The following is a 19,541-nucleotide window of genomic DNA, read 5'->3' as shown; positions in this document are numbered from 1 at the left end:
GGCAATGCTTAGCGACATTACACCCGATGAGCACGATTTCCCCCAATGCGGGCACTGCGGTGCGCCGCTAGCCGGTCGCTTTACGCCCTGTCCCTCATGCAATACCAGCCCGCCCGGTTCACTGGGCGCGCGCGCCGCGCCTCCACCGCCCCTGAACATCCCGCTGGCTGACAGCGAGTCGCTGTTCGGGCCGCAGCTACCCGTGCGCAAAGTCTGGAGGCCCTCCACGCGAGCGTTGACCAATCCATACGATGTCGTCGACGAACTGCAACTCGCCGCACCGGTCACCCAGAAACAGCGCCGGCCGCTCGTGATGGGCATGTCATTGGTGGTGGTGACATCCGCGGTGTACCTGGGCTTCATTCACACTAACGACGAGGAAATCAGCCCTCCTATCGCGGTATCCGGCAAAGTGACGACCCAGCACGTCAAGCCCCCGGTGGTCCTCGCCCAGCGGGGCGCGCCCGTATTCGCCGCACAGCGGCCGGCGCCTGCCGAGACCGCTCCGCGCACGGCACCCGTGCGCTCGCCGCCTATCCCGCCGCCGACCGTGGCGCCGCTGGCTTCGCGCCGCGTGACGGTCGCATCCTCAGGACAGCAGCACAATCCCGGCAGCCCGTCGGACAAACCTCGCGTGGATGTCTCGAAACAGCTCAGAGCCGCCCGTGCCAATCTGCAGCAGAACAATCTGTCGGCCACAAAAACACGGCTCGCGGCGGCCATTGCCGCACAGCCGGATAACCGCGACGCGCTGAACATGCGCAGCACGCTCACCGAACGCGAGCAGGAGCGCGACGCGCTGCTGAGCCTGGCGCGAGGCTGCGGCTATATCGCGCGATGGGGATGCACCTGGCACAATGCCGCCAACGCGCTGCAGGTCGATTCGAGCAGCAAGGAAGCACAGAACCTTGTCTCGCTTGCGGTGCGCGAATCCGAACTGGCGAGCGCGTGGCCACCGGCACCCGCGTCCGAGGCGACGCCTGACGACCGCAGCCCCGCCATCAGCCATCATTGAACGTGGCGCGCCATGCGCGGCCATAGTGAACTAGCGGGTCGACACGGCCAGTTGACGGCTACTGACCTGATGCGCGATCGCCCGATAGCGGGCCGCCGTATCCCTGAGTGTCAGACCGGCAAGCGAGCGTTGCGCCCGGGCCTGCCCCAGCGCCGCAATAACGGCATCCGCATAGTTCGGCACATTGTCCGTATCGACCAACTGCACGCCGGGAAATCCGCTAGCAAACGCAAACGACGGAATCCTGCTCGCGACGATCGGAATACCCGTGGCCAGCGCTTCAAGAAACGCCACGCTATGCCCCTCGGCGCGCGAGGGCATGACGAACACATTCGACTCCGACAGCACGCTCGCCACATCGGTGCGCGGCCCGGCCACCACGACATGGTCCGCAAGCCCCAACTCCCGCACGAGGTGGATAACCGCGCACTGGTAATCGGCGTCTTCGACTACGCCGTGCAGGACAAGGCGCGCATCGGTCACCCGCTCGACCACCTCGCCGAAGGCGCGCACTGTCAGAAGCTGATTTTTCACTGGCGCATACCGCCCGATCTGCACGAGCTGAGGCGCACCGCCGTTATGCCCGGCGCCGTCGGTGAACGCGAAGCGCCGGAGATCGACACCGTTGGGCACCACGGTCATGGAAGGATGCGGCCCGATAGCCTGCACGTAGTCGGTCAAGCCTTGCTCCGATACGCCAACTACCACACGGGCACGTCCCGAGAGGATGTGCTCGACGCGCCGGAACAGCGGCCGCTCGAAGTCGTTGATCGCAGAATGCATGACATAGACGACCGGCACGCGCAGCGGCAACGCACGCGCATAAAACGACGGAATCGTGGCGTGCGCGAAAATCACGTCGGGGCGGAAACACCGCACCGCCAGAAACAGGTTCCACAATTTGCCGGCAATGCGCATACGCCGCGGCGGAAACCAGCACTGCACACCGTGCTTCTGCAGTTCGTCCTGCAAGGGCAAGAATTCGACTTGCGCGGGTAACAGCGAGGCGACACAGACCGCCATGCCTTCTAGACTCTGGTCGATAGCGAGATCCTTCGCGAGGACTTCGGCGCCGGATAAACGCGGCGCCAGAACCAGATGTAAAACGCGCATCACGGAGTCCTTGCGATCAACGTCCTGAACAGCATCCACGTCGCGGCGCAGCCAAGGCCCAGGGTCATGGACCAGGCGATGCCCGTCACACCCCACCCATGAACCGCGGGCGGCACGCTGACCAGCAGCACGGCCACCTGAATCAGCGACGCATGCACAGTCGCCCTGGCGTCGCCTACCGCGCGCAGGTAAGCGACCAGCACGGCGATCAATGCGCCGATCGCCATGTTGATCACGAGAATTCTGAACAGCGGCACCGCAGGCAACCAGGCCGGGCCGAGAATCAGCGAAAAGAGCGGCTCGGCGATCAGTCTCAGCACCGCGACAAAGACCGCCAGCCCGAGCGCGATCACGAGCAGATAGATCTTGATGAGTCGCGACGCCGACTGCGGACTCCGGCGATGATGCGCGGCAAAGGTGGGGAAGAGGTATTGCGACATGGCGATCGCGGCGTCGGCGAGCAGCATCTGCGCGAGCCGCGACGACATCTGATAGCCGCCGAGTTGCGCCGGGCCGAGCAATTTGCCGACCACGACCTTGTCGAACTGGTTCAGCAGCAGATTGACCACGCTGCTCGCCCAGATCCAGCGGCTGAAGCCCAGGTACTGACCGATGCCCGACCATACCGCGCGAATCGGCGGGCGCGGATTCATCGTCGACCAGGTCAGGATGCTTTTCAGGCTTTCGGCGGCCACGAGGCCGATCAGCACCGAGGCCGCACCGGCGCCGAAATACGCGAGCGCGAGCCCGACCGAACAATCGACAAACGCCGCCGCAATCTCAACGCCGGCGATATGCTGGAAGCGCCGTTCGCGCTGCACGAGGTAGTACGTGGGCGACGCCAGGCCGCGCAACAACGGCAGCAGCGCGGCAAGCTGAATCAGCACCAATGAACCGTTCAGATGAAACTGGTTGCTCAGCAATGGCGCGAGCCCGACCAGCAGCAAGGAGATGAGCACGCCGCGCGCTGTCAGCGTGGTCCACACCGCGCCGAGCTGCGAACGCGTGGGCGGATGTTCGCCTTGAATGACCGCTTGCGCGAGACCCGTGTCCGAGAGCGCCTCGGCAATCGCCACCGCGAGCAAGGCCACGCTCACGCTGCCGATCGCCGCCGGTCCGAGCATCCGGCCAATCGCAAGAAACTTGATGGCTACGAGTCCACGCACGGCGAACTGCTGCAACAACACCCACGTCGCCGCGCTCGCGCCGAAGCTGGCCGCTATCGAGAGCGCCGGAAGCCTGATCGCCCGCAAGCTGTATCTCCGTCGAATCGGCACGCCGTTGAATCGGCCGCACACAGCGAGTCAGTGCATCGCTGCGATAGGCCGCCGGCGCATAAATAGTTAGGTCGCACCAGCAAGCTGGCGAGCTTATTCGTCGAACGCTATGCACGACCTTACCGCGAGAGGATCGGCAACAACCGCCATCTGCTAGGCCAGTTCAGCCGAACCCATTGCACAGTAGTACGTTTACCCACAGAACGGGTCAAATAGACGGGTCCACTCACGCCGCCAGTGCTAACGTTGATCAGTTAGCGCCCTCGAATAGCGAGCGTGACGGCGTTTTCCCATAACGCATTCGACCACCGAAGATCACTGAATCGATGGAACAAGATTACGTTCTGATTGTGGAGCCCAACCTCACAGGCCATCGCTGGCGCTATGTCGAATGGACCATGCAGGCCTGTACGGAAGCCGGCTATCCCTGCATCCTCGCGACAGAATCCGCTAACGAAGACCATAAGCTCGCGAGACAGATCGTCGCCGCGAACCGGGCGGATCTGCAGATCGCGTTCGTCGACCCCGAGGACCGGCCGCGCGGGTTGCTGCGCCAGTCGAACCAGTACTCGCGCTTTCACGGCTACTTCAGGCGCGTGCATAGAATCGTCAGCCACGCGCAACCGATCAGGCTGGTGGTCGTGCCGTATGTCGATTACTTCTTTTATGCCTTGCCGTTTCTCGGCTCGCCGTTTCGCAGGACACCGTGGATCGGCATCACGATGCGGTCGACCTTCCATCATCACAAGGTCGGCATCAAGTCGCCTGATCGGCCGATCGTGAACACGATCAAAGCACTGCTGTTCAAGCGCGCGATCCAGTGCCCCGGCTTGCGCACGCTGCTGACGATCGACCCGACGCTGCCTGAGTGGTCGGCGCGCAACGCTTCGAAGAGGAGTGCAGCGATCGCCTACGTCGCGGACCCGTTTCCCGACGAGCAAGCGGAAAACCCGGTACTGGCTCGCGAACGGCTCGGACTCGACCCCACGCAGCGTTATCTGCTGGTGTACGGCTCGATCACCGAACGCAAAGGCATCTATGAACTGGTCCATGCGCTGACCCGTCTGGAACATGCACCGACGCTGATCGTTGCCGGCGAGCAGGACGCGGGCACGCGTCATTTCATGCGCAATCATGTGCGCAGCCTCACGCCCGCGCCGCTGGTACTCGACTCGTTCATTGCGAACGACGTCGAGCGCGACCTGTTCTCCGCCTGCGACGCAGTCTGGCTAGGCTACAAGGGACACTATGGAATGAGCGGTGTGCTGGTGCAGGCGTACCGCTTCGGCAAGCCTGTGGTTGCAACGGAAGACGGTTTGATCGGCTGGTTCAGCCGGCGCTGCGACCTCGGGCCGATTCTGAGCGACCTGAGCTCCGCCTCGATCGGCCGCGCGGTCACCGAAACAATGACCTCCTGGCCGCACGCGCCGCAAGCCGTGCCCGCAGGAGGCGAAGATCTGCTGTCACGGCACACGCTCGGGCAATTCAAGCGGACCTTGCTTCAGCAGATGGCCTGATCCGGCCAGAGGCCGAAGGTCGGAAGGTCAGGACAACTGGCCACCCGCAACCGGCACTTCCTCGCGTATCGAACTGTTGCGCTTGGCCGGGAACAGCGCGTTGCGCATCAGCAGGAACGGATACTCGATCGCGCGCGTAGTCACATAGCCGATCGCAATCGCGAACGCGAACTGCGCCGTGAGTGCCACAATCCAGATCACGCTCGGTGCGAGACCCATGGCGGTCGCTTTGCGAATCAGCATGTCGCCTGGCGCAAGCGCAAGCGAATGCCACAGATAAATGCCGTACGAATAGAGGCCGATCCACGCGACTCCGCGATACACCCACGTCGAACGCAGCGATCCGGAATACTCCAGCACGAACACGATCAGCGCGGCGAAACCGAGCGCCTGAATCGTATAGCCGATGCTTTCGTCGAGCGCGAGGTGTGGTGTCGCAAACGCGAGCCACGCGCACAGCACCACGATGCTGGCGACCAGCAGCCACTTGCGCTTCGCAATCTGATGATAGACACCCGGCTTCATCCAGTAGATCGCGGACAGAATCACGCCGACCAGCAAACTGTCGATGCGGTATTGCGTGTACGCAAACGCACCTTCAAGGTTGCCGCCCGCCACCGCGAAGCAGCGCGCGGTGAACACCACCGCGCAGATGCCGGTGAGCACGCCGACAATCGTCCACGCGCCAAGACGCCAGCGCGCGAACAGCAACAACAGCGCCGGCAGGACGAGATAAAAGTGTTCTTCGACCGCGAGACTCCAGGTCTGCGTAATCGAGGTGCCCAGATAATTCTGCAAATGGGTCAGGTTCTGAACCAGAAAGGTATTCCACGGATGGCGCCCGGCCAGCACATGAAACGCGATCAGCACGTAATACGCAGGCCAGATGCGGAAAATCCGCCTGACGATAAAGCGCTTTGCGTCAACATTACCTGTTTCGGCATACTGTCTAAGCAGCAGGCCGCCAACCAGAAAACCGCTCAGCGTAAAAAACAGATTGACGCCTTCGCGGCCGAAATTCTTCAGGGGGTACTCGATAATCTGGATCAGGAAGTTGCCGGTATGCACAGCATGAAAGTGAAAGCCCATCACCATGATAATGGCGATGCCGCGCACGAAATCCAGCTCGATGGCCCGGCCGGCTGTTACGGATTTCGCCCCGCCGAAAAATTTCATATTGTTCTCCCCTGTCACCATTCCTGGGCGCGTGTCCCTTTTTGCATCTTCGGTGGCGGCACGCGTGCGTGCGCGCCAACATCAAGGCATTGACCGACAACATAAGCAAGTGTGCGCGCGTCTTGCAGTGGCCGCCCTTGCCACTGTCGCCAGAACCCAGGCCATGGGCGACGAAACCGGGTGTGCGGAATTTGCAGGTGGGGAGTTTCCCTCACAATGACCCGATGCGAGACTGTCCGCTATGCACCGACGGCATCGACAGCACGGGGAGGAATCAGCAATGCGCCACCAGTATGCGACGCTCTGGCTATGGTTTTTTCTGTTACCGCTTGCACTCGACTATAAGGCGACCGACGCCAACGTAGGCCACTTCGCGCAGTCGGCGCTGGTGGTCCCGGCGGTCGCCGCGGGCCTCGCTCTTCTTCTGATTGCGCCCCGCTTTCACGACCGCTCGCGCTTGCGCTCAATCGTCACCTTCAGCATGCTGCTGTGCGTGCTCGGCAGCATCGTCGCCCAGTTCGTCCAGGACAACGACACCGGTAACTATCTGCGCGTTCTGCTGCCGTTCGCGCTGTTCGCGCTGGGCTACCTCGTGGCCTGCCGTCCGTGGAGCGAATACCGAATCGCCCAGTTCGAGAGAGCACTGTTCTTCGCGAACGTGATCAGCCTCGTGTTCACCTTCATCTACGGCATGGCGACCGGCGGCGGTCTCGATGACGTCCGCTTCCGCATCATCTCGGTGACGCTGCTCGGGTTGCAAGGCGTGCTGCTGCACGAATTCATCGTCGCCAAGCGCTTTTCCTTTTTCACGATCGCCGTATTCGCCGTCAGCGTGATCGTCGAGTTGCTGAGCGTCACGCGCAGTTTGATGATCGGCACCATCTTGCTGTTCCTGGTCGCCATGGCGCTGTCCGCGCCGTCGATCCGGCAGGTCTGGCGCGCGGTCGCGCGTACCGTGATCGTAGGCGCCGTGCTGGCCGGTGTGGCCGGCATCGCGGCGCTGAGCTTTCCGAATGTTGCCGAGCATTGGACACAGCGCATTTTCGCGTCCGAAGAAACCGTCACCGGCAAGGACCCGACCACCGTCACCCGCCTCGCCGAAATGCGCGATCAGTACGACCAGGTAACGGCGTCGCCGGAAACGCTGCTGTTCGGCGCAGGCTACGGCCACTACTATCGCTATTCCCCCGCCTACCTGCCGGACCTCGCCGGCCAGATCAGCGAGAAAGATTTCTACGCGATCAACGAATGGGCCGCGGGCCACAACTTCTGGATTTATCAACTATTCGCGGGCGGACTGCTGTTCGGCGTCGCCATGCCTGTGGCGACGCTGGCCGCCCTGGCGATCTGTTTCTTCTCGTACCGCTACTGGCGTTCGGTGGTTCCCGACGCGCCCATGCTTCCCGTGCTAGGACGCGCCATCATGCTGTTTGCCGCGCTGCCGGCCACCTCGATCGGCGGCAATCCGCTCGGGCCGCGTTTCTCAGGGCTGATCTTCGGCGTCGCCCTCGGCCTGATGATCGCCACGCACGCACGATTGCAGCGCGCGCTGCCGGCACGGGTAAAGCGCGCACCCACGCCATCGCGTTTGCGCCCGGCCGCCATGCCTGAATTGCCGGGCAGAATCCGGCCCGGCATGGGCCGCGCCGATCTTGCGGCGACCCTCGGCATATCGCGCGCGGCAAGCTCCGCACCCGGCTCCAGCCAGTTCGGCGCCCTCGTGTCGCGCACTGCCTCGACGCGAAGCGCCAATCGACCGAAATTCGTCCGATGAAAATTCTCCATCTGCTTGCCAGTGTCGATCCGCGCGCCGGCGGCCCGGTTGAAGGTGTTCGCCGCAGCGGCGTGGCGATGCAGGACACCGGGCACGAAATCGAAGTGGCCACCTGCGATGCGCCGGGCGATGCCTATCTTGCGGCGTTCCCGTTTCCGGTCCATGCGTTCGGCCCCGTCGACAGCCGCTACAGCTACAGCGCGCAACTCGCGCCGTGGCTCGCCGCCAACGCAAACCGGTTCGACGCGGTCATCGTGCACGGCTTGTGGCAATACCACGGCTTTGCGGCATGGAAGGCGCTGCACAAAAGCGCTGTGCCTTACTACGTGTACGTGCACGGCATGCTCGACCCCTGGTTCAAGCAGACTTATCCGCTCAAGCATCTGAAGAAGTGGCTGTACTGGCCATGGGCCGAATACCGGGTGCTGCGCGACGCACGCGCCGTTATATTTACGACGGAAGAAGAGCGCACGCGCGCGCGTCAATCGTTCTGGCTGTACCGGGCGCAAGAACGGATCGTGCCGTTCGGCACGACCGTGCCGCCGCTTGATGCCGCGTCCTTGCGCGAAGCGTTCCTGCAAGCCGTGCCCGGCCTGCACGGCAAACGCATCGTGCTGTTTCTCGGCCGCGTGCATGCGAAGAAAGGCTGCGATCTGCTGATCGACGCGTTCGCGCGCGTCGCCGGCCGCGATCAGTCGCTGCATCTTGTGATCGCGGGTCCCGACGAGACCGGCTGGGTGGCCAGTCTGCGCGCTCAGGCTCAGGCGGCTGGCATCGCGCACCGCGTCAGCCTGCCAGGCATGCTGCAGGGCGATCTCAAGTGGGGCGCGTTCCATGCCAGCGACGTGTTCGTTCTGCCCTCGCATCAGGAGAATTTCGGCGTGGCGGTGGCTGAAGCGCTCGGCTGCGGACTGCCGGCGCTGATCTCCGACAAGGTCAACGTATGGCGCGAGATCGAAGCGGACGGCGCGGGGATGGTGGCCGCCGATACGGTCGACGGTACGGAAAAGAATCTCGTGCGCTGGCTCGAACTCGACAGCACCGCGCGCACCACCATGCGTGCTCAGGCGACCCGCACGTTCGAAGCCCGCTTCCGGGTCGAAACCATGGTCGACGCATTGACCGCTCTGCTGGAAAACCGCGGCAGCGCCGTCGAAACGCGCGACAAGACAATCACCACACTGCGCGAAGCCACTCAGACGAGCCGGTGACGATGCGCCGCCCAGGCGCGCGCCGTCACCGGCTGTTTCTCACGGCTCCTTCATCAACGGCGTCAAGGTCGAGGCCGCGATCGGCAGGGTATCGACCTGAGGCTGCGGCATCTGAACCGACATCATGGAATTGTTGGCGGCTTCGCCCCGCGAATTGCCCACGGTATCCGGAACATCGAGTTGCCGTACCAGATGACCCGCGAGACGCAGCGCAAGCGCGGCGATCGTGATGGTCGGAAAGTTGGCGCCGACGGTGGGAAACACCGAGCTGCCCGCCACATAGAGATTGCTTATCCCATGCATCTTGCAGTCGCGATCGACCACGCCTTCGCGTGGCGAATCGTGCATACGCGTGGTGCCCATGTGGTGCCACGTGCCCTCCAGCTTCGCCGGCCACGGCCGGCCCTCTAGCGGCGCGTCGAGTTCCACGTCCGCGATGTTGGCCATCCGCAACTCCTGCGCAAGCAACGCGAACGTTTTGTCGAAGGTACGCTGCACCTGTTCACCCAGACGCCACTCCACCTTCACGCGCGGCATGCCGAACCGGTCGCGCTTATCGGCCGACAACGTGACCCGGCTATCGGGATCGGGCACGGCTTCGACGATGGCTTGCAGTGTCACGTCGGTGATCAGCGCCGGCCATTGCAGGAGCCGCGTCAATCCGTAGCCCACGGTGTGCAACGGGTGCGCGATCATCGTCGCGATATCGGTTTTCAGGCTGCGGCCCGGCTGGTCCTTCTGCATCAGCGCTTCCTTGCAGTGGATCAGCGCCTCGGACCCCGCCGTGCCTTCACCGTACCAGCGCGAATAGAGCCACACGCGTGAATTCAGCAGCTTCTCGCGCTCCATCAGCTCCTGCTTCGGCGCGAACTGTGAGGATATCTTCGTGCCATGCGCCGACACGGCGGCATTCTGATAGTGATACTTGATGTCATACAGTTTGTTGCGCGCGTTTCCCGGGCGAAAACGCACTTTCCCGGACATCATCCGTGGATGATCCATGAAGTAGCGGCCCACCAGATCGTTGGCATTGCCGAGGCCCGCCGCGTGCACATTGTTCGAGGCGAGCAGGAGGCGCGCATTCTCGATACCGCCCGTGGCCAGCACGAAGATCCGGGCGCTCACCGTCATCTTGCGTCCACTGATGGTCGACACCTGGAGCCGCGAAATGGACGTGCCTGGCGCATCGGCGTCGATGTTCTGGACATTCGCGTACAGAAACACGCGCACCCGCGACGAACGCGACAGCTCGTCGCGATAAGCCTTGCCGAAACGCACAGGGGGGCTGAACTGCGCAACGGTGTCGCGCATATCGCCCGTTGCGAGCGGTATGCGGCGCACGTCATGGCGTCCGATCTCGCGCTCCCAGTAGGCAGGGTCGAAATTCTGCGGGCCGAGCTTCAGCAGTTCATGCGTGCGCGCGTAGTACGGCGCCAGTTCGTCGAGACCGAACGGCCAGCCGCTATGCGCAATCCAGTCGCGCTTCTCGAAGTCCCACGGATCGAGCGGACGGCACCAGCCGCCCCAGCAATTGCTGCTACCGCCGAAGTAGCGGCTGCGCGAGCCGTCCGCAAAAGAATAGGGAAGCCCGGCGTTTTCGCCGCGATAGAGATCGCGCGTTTCGTCATCCGGCCCGAAGCCCCCGCTTTCGAGCATGCAGGTGTCGACCCCGGCCCTCGACATCTCCCGTGCAAGCGTAATGCCGGCGACACCGCCGCCGATGATGCAGACCGTTGTTTCAATAACCGTGTTGGGTTGAACAGTGCGAGTATCGATAAACATCCCTACTCCCCATTTTCCTCATGCATTTCTGAGTGCGTCAATCCGGCTACTCATCCAACCGGGGCTGGCAAGCAAACCACGCACGCGTCGTTACCGGACACCTCATCGGCTTAACCGCGGACGTCGATCAAAGGGTTCGATCGACAATCCCATTGCGGCCGCCGACATGCCGGCTTGTCAACGACTGGCCTCCTCAGCGTATAGTCGCTGCGGTTTTCTATCTGTGCTTCAGGTCACGGAATCGAAACGGTTCCTGATAAAACGGCATGGATTGCCGCCGTACACGCCCTCTGGATCGAGCGAACGATGCACGACGGACAACGGCGTCACCACGGCCGACCGGCCGATCGTCACACCCATCTGCACAACGCATTTCGACGTGATCCAGACGCCGTCCTCGATGACGATCGGCGCCACGCGCAAATCCATCGTCGTGCTCATGTCGTGAGAACCGGCGCAGAGGAATGTACCCTGTGAAATGCAGACATTCGATCCGATGCGGATCGGCGCCTGGTTGTAGATCCAGACGTCGACGCCGAACCAGCAGTGGTTGCCCACCTCCAGATTCCACGGTGCCTTCACACGCAATGGATGCACGAACCGGCAACCTGTACCGATCTTCGCGCCGAACAGGCGTAAAAGCGCAACCCGGACCGATGAGAGAGGCAGCAGCTTGTTGTTGATCACGCAAGCCTCAACGACAAACCAGATGAGCTCGATCAGGGCACCGCGCTTCGCGCGATAGTTGCCCTTTCCAGCCAGGCTCAGATCGATGACGCGCCCCTCCTCGCGAGCGCCTTCGGCTTGCGGCATCCGACCGATATGCGGATCGTCGGCAGCGTTACCCATCAGTTTTCTCCGGACCACAAACGGGATTCAACATACCCACGCATCCTGTTTGCATTATGTTTCGACTCCTTACTGAATCCGGCTTCATGGCCGTCCCGGCAAGCGTTTTGGCGGCTGCACGCGTACTGGTTGGCGCACGATAGCTCTATTGAGACCGCATTTCCCTGGGGCATACCATGACCATCTCGTTCAGGCATACCACCACCTTGCTGCTTCTCGCCATCGTTAGCTATGCCGCACCGGCGCTCGCGCAAAACGCGGCACCCGCGCCCGCAGCGCCGGCCCTTGCCGCTACCGCTTCGACCAGCTACAGCACGCCCGTTCCGGCAGCGCGCGTCAACCCGGGCGTGGCAAATCGCAACAGCGAAGCACAGTTGCTCGGCGCCCCGCGCGAATACGGATCGCCAGACGCGCAGCAAGGCAATACCGCCGACGCCCAGCAGGCAGCGCTGCTCGACGAACAGCGCATGAAAGTGCTGGGAGGACAAGTCGGTCAACCGGCGGTGGGCAAAGGCCAACGCAACAACAAGGCGCCGGCCGCCGCCAACGGCAAGGTGCGCGTAGCCGGCCAGCCGGGTGTTCCGAATGCGGCCCAAGGCTTGATGCCGGAAGGCGCGGCGAGAGCCGCGTATGCCGATCCGTACGATCCGGGTAAGCACGCTGTCTACCGGTCCCCGTGGTGATATTGCCTTCATGAGCTGGCCGCGTGCCGGATCAATCCGGCGCGGCTTCCTCCGTTGTAGCCGGCTTGTGTTGCCGGGCCGCAGCGGGTGAAGGCCTCGGGCTGCCGAAATACGGCGTCTCCACTTTCGCGCGCTTGCCGCGTGACTCGCGAACCAGCGTCACAAGCCGTTCTTCGAAAGCGCCTATCGTCGCCTCCGGCGAGAGCGCGCACTCGGCGTAATCGCGAGCGGCCTTGCCGAGCGCAGCGCGGCGTTCCGGATCGCTCGCCAGCACGGTGATCGCCGCGGCCAAAGCCTTGGCGTTGTCCGGCGGCACGACCACGCCGCGCGGCGACACCGTGTCGTAGAGACCCGTGCCACGTCGCGCCATGGCCACCACGGCGCGCCCGCTTGCGAACATGCCTGTGAGCTTCGACGGCATCACCAGATCGGCGGCATCGCCGCGTTGCGGCAGGACATGGATGTCGGCGAGATTGAGCAGTTCGTTGAGATGTTCCGCCGGCTGCAGCGCAATGAAAACGCAGTTCTTCAATCCCGCGCAGCGCTCCAGCAAACTCTCTTTCGCGGCACCACTGCCGCAGAAAACGAAGGTGACGTCGGCGCGCGCGCCAAGCAGGGCCGCCGCATCGGCGAGCGTTTCGATGCCCTGCTTCGCCCCCATGTTGCCCGAGTACAGCACCACCTTCTGGTCAGCCGGAATGCCCAGCAGCCCGCGGAAGCCGCTCGCACGCGCAAGCGGAAAGATGGTCGACACATCGACCCAATTGGGCAGGCACACGACCCGCGAAGGCTCGACACCCTTCTGCACCACGCGCGAACTCATCTGGGGCGTTATCGACGACACCGTATCGAAGCGCCGCAGCAGCGTGCTTTCGATCCAGCGTGCCACGCGAGCCGCGCGCGAGCTTTTCAGCAGACCCAGATCGAACGCCGCATCCACCTCGAAGTCCTGAATATGCACCCACGCACTCGCGCCCGCGAGACGCGCGAGCGCCAGCGTAGCCGGCGCGCACATCAGGGTCGGCGCGATCAGCATCGCCGCATCGGGACGCCACAGCACCTGCCGGGCGAGCAGCGGCAACGAGCTCACCGCGAAGCTTGCCAGATGCAGCATCCGCTTCAGGCCGTTGGGACGCGCAGGCACCCACAGCGGCGCGCGCCAGATCGTCACACCGTCGCGCATCTCGCGCTGATATCGCCATGACACGTAGTCCGCAGCAACGTGCCACTCAGGGTAATAAGGCGGCGCGCACACGACGCGAACCTCATGGCCGCTGCTGGCCAGAAGTACAGCCATTTCCGCCGTGTACTTCCCCACTCCCGTCAGTTCAGGCGCGTAATTGAGGCCGTAGATGAGGATCTTCATTGTGGCTGCCAGAACGTGTTATAGCTTCTTCGCATCCGCGACAGTGCCGCGCGGCGCGTCAGTCGCTCAGCATCAGCGCGCAGCCACGAGCGATATTGGCGGCGGCAGAAGGCGGATCGAAACGGCGAATCACATCCATGCAACGGCGCGCCGTGCCGCCCGCGTCGGCGAAAGCCTCCATCGCCTTGAGCATGGTGCGCTGCAAGCCGGCGACGTCGCCCGCCGTGAATGCATAGCCGCTCACGCCGTCGATCACCAGTTCCGGCACACAGCCGCAACTCTCGCTGACCACCGCCGGGCAGCCATGCGCGAGCGCCTCGTTGACGACGAGCCCCCATGGTTCGCTGTAGCTCGGCAGCACCATGCAAGTCGCACCGTAATATTCCCGAGTGAGCGGCTCGTCCTGCAAACTGCCGGCGAAGGTCACCGCGTCGCCCAGTTCGAGGTCGGCCACCTTCGCATGCAGCATGTCCGCCATCGGCCCCGTGCCGACAATGCGCAGCTTCGCCGCTGGAATACGGCGCCGCAGACCGGCGAACGCCTCGATCAGTGTGCCGATACCCTTCTCTTCCGAAAGACGGCCGACGTAGAGAAAAATTGGAGGATTGCCGGCGCGGGCCGCAACCCGCTCGACCAGCGCGCGCTCCGGCGAAAACGATCCCGGCAATGCCGCGGCCTGACACGGTACGAAGATCTTGTCGCGCTTCGCGCCGAGTGACAGCAGATACTCGCGGCTGCGCTCGCCGAAACCGAAATAGCCGTCGCAGAGCGAGAAGAACAGGCGCTTTGGAATCGACGTCAGCAACTTCTTGGGCCGGTCGCGTGCAGTCGAATCGCAGAACACCGCGCGCCGCTTGCCGGTCACAATGCACGCCGCCAGCATCGCCCAGTATTCCGGACGGTGGTAGCCCGGCAGAACGATCAGATCCGACTTGGTTCGCAACACTTCCCAGGTGAGCCGCGCGATCATCTTCATCGTCGGCACGTCTTCGTAGCAGCCGTCGAACAGCTTCTGCATCGGATAGCGGTGGTACGAATAATCGACATCCGAAAAGCCGACACGATCGTGTTCGGTATCCGCGATCTGCACCATCGAGTAGCGAATCGCGCCGGACGACGAGATGTTATGCAAGGCGGAGAACACGACACCCTTGTGGCGCGACCACACGACGTTGTGGAAGATCGTGACTGACGCAGTCATTTTTATGCCGCTCCTCGAAAAATCGTCCCTGTGTGCGTTGCACGCTATTCGCGCGAAACGCCACACGCGTCCCCTCAATTCCGAAAACCACGCTCAACGGCCTTCGAGTGCGCGCCTAGGCCTGCATGGCGGCGGCGGAGGTCGAGCCGGCGTGCAATTCAACGAATTCCCGATACGTGGACGCGATGCCCTCTTCAAGGCCAATAGTCGCGTGCCAGCCCATTTTCGCGAGCCGCGATACGTCGAGCAGCTTGCGCGGCGTGCCGTCGGGTTTGGACGCGTCGAACACGAGCTCACCCTCGAAACCGGCCACCTTGCAGATGCATTCGGCCAGTTCGCGAATCGACAGGTCTTCACCCACCCCGACGTTGAACAGGCCCTCTGTCACGTTGTGCTCGAGCACGAAGAGCGTCGCCGCGGCAAGATCGTCGACGTGCAGAAACTCGCGGCGCGGCGTGCCCGAGCCCCACACCGTCAGGGTCGCGGAGCCGTTCACTTTCGCCTCGTGCGCCTTCCTCAGCAGCGCCGGCAAAACATGGCTGCTGTTCAGGTCGTAGTTGTCGTTGGGGCCATAGAGATTGGTCGGCATCAGCGAGACGTATTGTGTGTTGTATTCGCGGTTGTACGCCTCGCACAGCTTCAGGCCGGCGATCTTGGCGATCGCATAAGCGTCGTTGGTCGGTTCGAGCGGCGAGCTCAGCAGATACTCCTCGCGAATCGGCTGCGGACATTGCTTCGGATAAATGCACGACGAACCGAAAAACACCAGCCGCTCCACCTGCGCGCGATACGCGGCATGGATCACGTTGGTTTCGATCACCAGGTTGTCGTAGATAAACTCGCCCGGCCGCGACGCATTGGCAAGAATGCCGCCCACCCGCGCGGCCGCGAGCAACACCACCTCGACCTTTTCATGCTCGAAGAAGGCGTTCACGGCAGCCTGATCCGTGAGGTCGAGCTCCGCCCTCGAACGCGTGACGACGTTGCGGTAACCCTCGGCATTGAGCCGCCGGACCAGCGCGGAGCCGACCATGCCACGGTGGCCCGCGACGAAGATGCGTGCTTGTTTGTTCATAGCCGTTACTCGTGATGTTCCAGCGCGGTGAAACCGGCCAGCGTGACCAGCGCGTCACGTCTCGCGATCTGATAGTCGGCCCGCACCATTTCCTTGACGAGCGAGGCGAACGACGTGGTGGGTTTCCAGCCGAGCTTCGCATGGGCTTTCGACGGATCGCCCAGCAGCGTCTCGACTTCGGCGGGCCGGAAATAGCGCGGATCGACTCGCACGATCACGTCGCCGGGCGACATCTTGATTTCGCGCCCTTCCACCTTCTCGACAATGCCGACCTCCTCCACGCCGGTGCCTTCGAAACGCACCGTGACGCCCAACTCGGCGGCGGCATGCTGAACGAACTCGCGCACGCTGTATTGCACGCCAGTGGCGATGACGTAATCCTCCGGCTGCTCTTGTTGCAGCATGCGCCATTGCATCTCCACGTAGTCGCGCGCATGCCCCCAGTCGCGCAACGCCGACAGATTGCCGAGATACAAGGTCTTCTGCATGCCCACCGCGATGCGTGCCACAGCGCGCGTGATCTTGCGCGTGACGAAGGTCTCGCCGCGTACCGGCGATTCGTGATTGAACAGAATCCCGTTGCAGGCATAGAGCCCATACGCTTCGCGGTAATTGACCGTGGTCCAGTACGCAAACAGCTTGGCGACCGCATACGGGCTGCGCGGATAGAACGGCGTCGTCTCGGACTGCGGCACCTGTTGCACAAGGCCGTACAGCTCCGAGGTCGAAGCCTGATAAAAGCGGCTCTTGTTCTGAAGATCCAGAATCCGGATCGCTTCGAGAATCCGCAGGGCGCCAAGGCCGTCCGCATTCGCCGTGTATTCCGGCTCCTCGAACGAGACCGCCACGTGGCTCTGCGCGGCGAGGTTATAGATCTCGTCGGGCTCCACGCGCTGGATCACGCGCAGGATGCTGGTCGAGTCGGTCAGGTCGGCGTGATGCAGATAGAGCCGCTGATCCGGGTCGTGTGGGTCGCGATAGAGATGATCGATCCGGTCTGTGTTGAACAGGGATGACCTGCGTTTGATGCCATGCACGTCGTAATCCTTGCTGAGCAGCAGCTCGGCAAGATACGACCCGTCCTGTCCAGTGATACCGGTGATCAGCGCGACCTTGCGTTTCATGAAGCTCTCCTCTCGTTGAACTTTGCGATGCCGGTGCCACAGCACGATCGAGTGACCGGCCCCGTGACGGGGCCGCTGCGTCACGACCCTCAACCATCAACCAGCGATGCTGTCGTATCCGTAATAACCGCCTTGATAGCCGGAACCGAGGAATGCCCCCTCCTGGGGCACATCGGTGAGCAACACGCCTTTGAGCGATACACCGCCGTTGAACAGCCGCTTGGCCGTCTCGGCGATTTCGTTCAGCGGATGGCGGCCATGGCGCACCACCAGCAGCGTCGTGCCCGCGTACTTGCCGATCACCGTCGAATCCGTCACGGCCAGTACCGGCGGTGTGTCGACGATCACGATGTCGTAGTGCGATTTCAGTTCGTCGAGCATCGTTTCGAAGCGCTTGCTCATCAGCAATTCGGACGGATGCGAGGGCAGCGTGCCCTTGGCGAGCACGTCGAGTCCGGGCAGCACATCGCGCTGGATCATCGACGCGAGATCGCCGCCGCTCAACACGTCCGAGAGCCCTGGCTGATGGCCGATGCCGAAATGCGAATGGACGTCGCCGCGCCGCATGTCGCCGTCGATAATCAGCACCCGCTTGTTCGCCGACGCCACCAGCGCTGCCAGATTCACTGACAGAAACGACTTGCCGGTGTCGGGACGCGAACCCGTGATCATCACGACGTTGTTCTCGGCGTGATCGAGCGACAACTGCAGCGAGGTCCGCAGATTGCGCACGCCTTCCACCGCGATATCTTCCGGCGCCTGCTGCGCGAGCACATGAAGCCCGCGACGGCGCAGCATGACGTTTTCCTGCAAACGCAGCTGAGTCTGGCTGCGCGGCACGATCGCGAACACCGGCACGCCGAGCACCGCTTCGAGTTCGTCCGGACGTTCCACGCCGCCATACATCGCCCGCTTGAAGAAGGTCAGCATGATGCCGATCAGCAAGCCGCCGCCGAGCGAGATCAGGATCGCCAGCACGCGCTTCGGACGCACAGGCTCGTCAGGCGTTTCGGCGAAGTCCACCACCCGCACGTTGCCCACCTGGCCGGCTTTCGCCACCCGCAGTTGCTGCGCGCTATTCAACAGATTGGTATAGAGCTCCGTATCGACGTGCACGTCGCGCAGCAGCCGCAACGCGGTCTGCTCGGTATCCGGCATCACGGCCACGCTGCGGTTCATGCTGGCCGCCGCGTTCTGCAGGGCGGCGATCTGCGCATCGAGCGCGGCTACCGCCGGGTGATTCGCCGTGAAGCGCTGCGACATCTCCGCGCGTTGCTGTTGCAGATCGAGCAGCTTGGTCTTGTTGTCGACCACCTGCTGCAGCAGCAGGCGGCTTTCTTCACCGAGATCGACCGTGCCGTGCTGGTTGCGGAACTTGTTATAGCGTTGCTCGGCGTCGTCGAGTTCCTTGCGCAAACCGGGCAATTGCTGATCGAGGAAGGCCAGCATGTGCTCCGCTTCGGTCGAACGGCTCGCCACGTCCTGACGGACGAATTCGCGCGCCATGCTGTTGACGATCGCCGCAGTCAGCGCGGGATCGCCGCCTTCGAGGCTCGTGCGGATCACGCCGGACTGCAGCGTGGTCTCGGCCACCACCAGTGCCTTTTGCAGGCGCTCCACGGTCCCCAGCGTCGAGGCGCGCTGCAGTTCGAACCGTGAGCCGGGCGCGCCGGCCAGCTTATCGACGTGCAACGCGATCGGGCCGTCGGCAGTGTCGGTTTCGACGGTCTCGCCGACATGGCCGGAGAGAATCGCGATACCGTTCTTGTCGCGCAGCACGTACGACCCGCCCTCACCCGCAATCAGCGTGAAGGTCGTGTCGTAGAATTCCTGCGACGTGTCGAAGCGCGACACGGCAATGCTTTCGTTACCCCATGCAAAGCCCGACAGGTTGATGAACGACGGCAACTTGAAGCCCCATTGCCCATTCACCCATCCCGCGATCATCCCGCCAATGAACGGCAGGGTGCGCGGCGCAGCCGAAATGTCGAGGTGCAGTTTCTTGACCGTTTCCTCCGTGACGAGGCGTGACTTCAGCAACTCGATCTCCGCCGCCGTGGAGGGCTTGGTGTCGAACATGCCGGTGAGCGGCGGCAAGGAATCCTTGCCGTTCGCGTTGGCATTAGCCGTTTTGTCCTCGACGTGGAACAGTACGTCTGCGCGATACGTCGGCGGAGCGAGAAACGCGTACGCGCACCCCAGCGCGAGCGCGATCAGGGTCACCACCGCGATCGTGCGCCAACCTCTTACGATCGTGCGCAGATAGTCCGACAGGTGCAGCTCGTCGGCTGCAGACACGTCGGTGTAGCGGTTTTCGAAGTTGATTGCCATTTTGTTCACCCAACAAAGCCCGGCGGTTCATGGTCACGTTGCACGCT

The 19,541-nt window shown here is 63.1% G+C and carries 15 protein-coding genes; 5 read left to right on the top strand and 10 right to left on the bottom strand.

Going from position 1 to position 19,541, the window contains the following annotated elements:
• Positions 1 to 4: 4 nt before the first annotated feature.
• Positions 5 to 1,015: a hypothetical protein gene (locus tag KHO23_RS02235; protein WP_211609318.1), complete on the top strand. Its 1,011-nt coding sequence runs from the start codon at positions 5 to 7 to the stop codon at positions 1,013 to 1,015.
• A 30-nt stretch (positions 1,016 to 1,045) separates the two neighbouring features.
• Here the strand turns inward: KHO23_RS02235 and KHO23_RS02230 are convergent, their stop codons facing one another.
• Together KHO23_RS02230 and KHO23_RS02225 are read right to left on the bottom strand one after the other, a co-directional pair.
• Positions 1,046 to 2,128 (bottom strand): glycosyltransferase family 4 protein, encoded by a 1,083-nt coding sequence (locus tag KHO23_RS02230; protein ID WP_211609317.1) that lies wholly within the window; start codon positions 2,126 to 2,128, stop codon positions 1,046 to 1,048.
• Positions 2,128 to 3,381, bottom strand: a complete 1,254-nt coding sequence (locus KHO23_RS02225) for an oligosaccharide flippase family protein (RefSeq protein WP_211609315.1) — start codon at positions 3,379 to 3,381, stop codon at positions 2,128 to 2,130. The genes KHO23_RS02230 and KHO23_RS02225 overlap by 1 nt, the downstream gene beginning before the upstream one ends.
• Before the next feature lie 350 nt (positions 3,382 to 3,731).
• Here KHO23_RS02225 and KHO23_RS02220 point away from each other — a divergent pair, with 350 nt between their 5' ends.
• Positions 3,732 to 4,922: a glycosyltransferase gene (locus KHO23_RS02220; protein WP_211609312.1), complete on the top strand. Its 1,191-nt coding sequence runs from the start codon at positions 3,732 to 3,734 to the stop codon at positions 4,920 to 4,922.
• A gap of 27 nt (positions 4,923 to 4,949) precedes the next feature.
• Here KHO23_RS02220 and KHO23_RS02215 read toward each other — a convergent pair whose 3' ends face one another.
• On the bottom strand, positions 4,950 to 6,098 hold the full coding sequence (locus tag KHO23_RS02215) for an acyltransferase family protein (protein ID WP_211609311.1): 1,149 nt from the start codon (positions 6,096 to 6,098) through the stop codon (positions 4,950 to 4,952).
• A gap of 280 nt (positions 6,099 to 6,378) precedes the next feature.
• Between KHO23_RS02215 and KHO23_RS02210 the strand changes: the two genes are divergently transcribed.
• Both KHO23_RS02210 and KHO23_RS02205 read left to right on the top strand, forming a co-directional pair.
• The gene (locus KHO23_RS02210; RefSeq protein ID WP_211609307.1) at positions 6,379 to 7,872 is read left to right on the top strand and encodes an O-antigen ligase family protein; all 1,494 of its coding nucleotides are present in this window, start codon (positions 6,379 to 6,381) and stop codon (positions 7,870 to 7,872) included.
• Positions 7,869 to 9,083 carry a glycosyltransferase gene (locus KHO23_RS02205; protein WP_211609304.1) on the top strand — a complete coding sequence of 405 codons (1,215 nt, stop codon included), beginning with the start codon at positions 7,869 to 7,871 and terminating at the stop codon, positions 9,081 to 9,083. The genes KHO23_RS02210 and KHO23_RS02205 overlap by 4 nt, the downstream gene beginning before the upstream one ends.
• 39 nt (positions 9,084 to 9,122) lie before the next feature.
• On the opposite strand, the gene KHO23_RS02200 is transcribed toward KHO23_RS02205, so the two are convergent.
• On the bottom strand, positions 9,123 to 10,865 hold the full coding sequence (locus KHO23_RS02200; RefSeq protein WP_211609301.1) for an FAD-dependent oxidoreductase: 1,743 nt from the start codon (positions 10,863 to 10,865) through the stop codon (positions 9,123 to 9,125).
• A gap of 228 nt (positions 10,866 to 11,093) precedes the next feature.
• On the bottom strand, positions 11,094 to 11,714 hold the full coding sequence (locus KHO23_RS02195; RefSeq protein ID WP_211609299.1) for an LbetaH domain-containing protein: 621 nt from the start codon (positions 11,712 to 11,714) through the stop codon (positions 11,094 to 11,096).
• 176 nt (positions 11,715 to 11,890) lie between these two features.
• On the opposite strand from KHO23_RS02195, the gene KHO23_RS02190 reads away from it, so the two are divergent.
• A complete protein-coding gene (locus KHO23_RS02190) occupies positions 11,891 to 12,397 on the top strand; it encodes a hypothetical protein (protein ID WP_211609297.1) in 507 nt (168 codons plus the stop codon).
• A 31-nt stretch (positions 12,398 to 12,428) separates the two neighbouring features.
• On the opposite strand, the gene KHO23_RS02185 is transcribed toward KHO23_RS02190, so the two are convergent.
• The 5 genes from KHO23_RS02185 to KHO23_RS02165 all read right to left on the bottom strand — a co-directional run bounded on the left by KHO23_RS02185 (position 12,429) and on the right by KHO23_RS02165 (position 19,494).
• Positions 12,429 to 13,763 carry a glycosyltransferase WbuB gene (locus KHO23_RS02185; RefSeq protein WP_211609295.1) on the bottom strand — a complete coding sequence of 445 codons (1,335 nt, stop codon included), beginning with the start codon at positions 13,761 to 13,763 and terminating at the stop codon, positions 12,429 to 12,431.
• Positions 13,764 to 13,821: 58 nt separating this feature from the next.
• Positions 13,822 to 14,964, bottom strand: coding sequence for a glycosyltransferase family 4 protein (locus KHO23_RS02180; RefSeq protein WP_211609293.1), 1,143 nt, complete (start codon positions 14,962 to 14,964; stop codon positions 13,822 to 13,824).
• A 115-nt stretch (positions 14,965 to 15,079) separates the two neighbouring features.
• Entirely contained in the window at positions 15,080 to 16,039 is a 960-nt protein-coding gene (locus KHO23_RS02175; RefSeq protein ID WP_211609291.1) for a GDP-L-fucose synthase family protein, read from the bottom strand.
• A 5-nt stretch (positions 16,040 to 16,044) separates the two neighbouring features.
• Positions 16,045 to 17,163, bottom strand: coding sequence for a GDP-mannose 4,6-dehydratase (gmd, locus tag KHO23_RS02170; RefSeq protein ID WP_211609290.1), 1,119 nt, complete (start codon positions 17,161 to 17,163; stop codon positions 16,045 to 16,047).
• Positions 17,164 to 17,259: 96 nt separating this feature from the next.
• Positions 17,260 to 19,494: a polysaccharide biosynthesis tyrosine autokinase gene (locus KHO23_RS02165; protein ID WP_211609287.1), complete on the bottom strand. Its 2,235-nt coding sequence runs from the start codon at positions 19,492 to 19,494 to the stop codon at positions 17,260 to 17,262.
• Positions 19,495 to 19,541 lie beyond the last annotated feature (47 nt).

The organism is Paraburkholderia haematera, assembly GCF_905220975.1.
GTDB classification, from domain to species: domain Bacteria; phylum Pseudomonadota; class Gammaproteobacteria; order Burkholderiales; family Burkholderiaceae; genus Paraburkholderia; species Paraburkholderia haematera.
The sequence above is the reverse complement of the archived record's forward strand: the minus strand, read 5'-3'. Positions and strand labels throughout refer to the sequence as shown.

Coding starts and splice junctions, on each gene's coding strand:
- KHO23_RS02235 (WP_211609318.1), top strand. CDS start 5: ATGCTTAGCGACATTACACCCGATGAGCACGATTTCCCCCAATGCGGG.
- KHO23_RS02230 (WP_211609317.1), bottom strand. CDS start 2,128: ATGCGCGTTTTACATCTGGTTCTGGCGCCGCGTTTATCCGGCGCCGAA.
- KHO23_RS02220 (WP_211609312.1), top strand. CDS start 3,732: ATGGAACAAGATTACGTTCTGATTGTGGAGCCCAACCTCACAGGCCAT.
- KHO23_RS02215 (WP_211609311.1), bottom strand. CDS start 6,098: ATGAAATTTTTCGGCGGGGCGAAATCCGTAACAGCCGGCCGGGCCATC.
- KHO23_RS02210 (WP_211609307.1), top strand. CDS start 6,379: ATGCGCCACCAGTATGCGACGCTCTGGCTATGGTTTTTTCTGTTACCG.
- KHO23_RS02205 (WP_211609304.1), top strand. CDS start 7,869: ATGAAAATTCTCCATCTGCTTGCCAGTGTCGATCCGCGCGCCGGCGGC.
- KHO23_RS02200 (WP_211609301.1), bottom strand. CDS start 10,865: ATGTTTATCGATACTCGCACTGTTCAACCCAACACGGTTATTGAAACA.
- KHO23_RS02195 (WP_211609299.1), bottom strand. CDS start 11,714: ATGGGTAACGCTGCCGACGATCCGCATATCGGTCGGATGCCGCAAGCC.
- KHO23_RS02190 (WP_211609297.1), top strand. CDS start 11,891: ATGACCATCTCGTTCAGGCATACCACCACCTTGCTGCTTCTCGCCATC.
- KHO23_RS02185 (WP_211609295.1), bottom strand. CDS start 13,763: ATGAAGATCCTCATCTACGGCCTCAATTACGCGCCTGAACTGACGGGA.
- KHO23_RS02180 (WP_211609293.1), bottom strand. CDS start 14,964: ATGACTGCGTCAGTCACGATCTTCCACAACGTCGTGTGGTCGCGCCAC.
- KHO23_RS02175 (WP_211609291.1), bottom strand. CDS start 16,039: ATGAACAAACAAGCACGCATCTTCGTCGCGGGCCACCGTGGCATGGTC.
- gmd (WP_211609290.1), bottom strand. CDS start 17,163: ATGAAACGCAAGGTCGCGCTGATCACCGGTATCACTGGACAGGACGGG.
- KHO23_RS02165 (WP_211609287.1), bottom strand. CDS start 19,494: ATGGCAATCAACTTCGAAAACCGCTACACCGACGTGTCTGCAGCCGAC.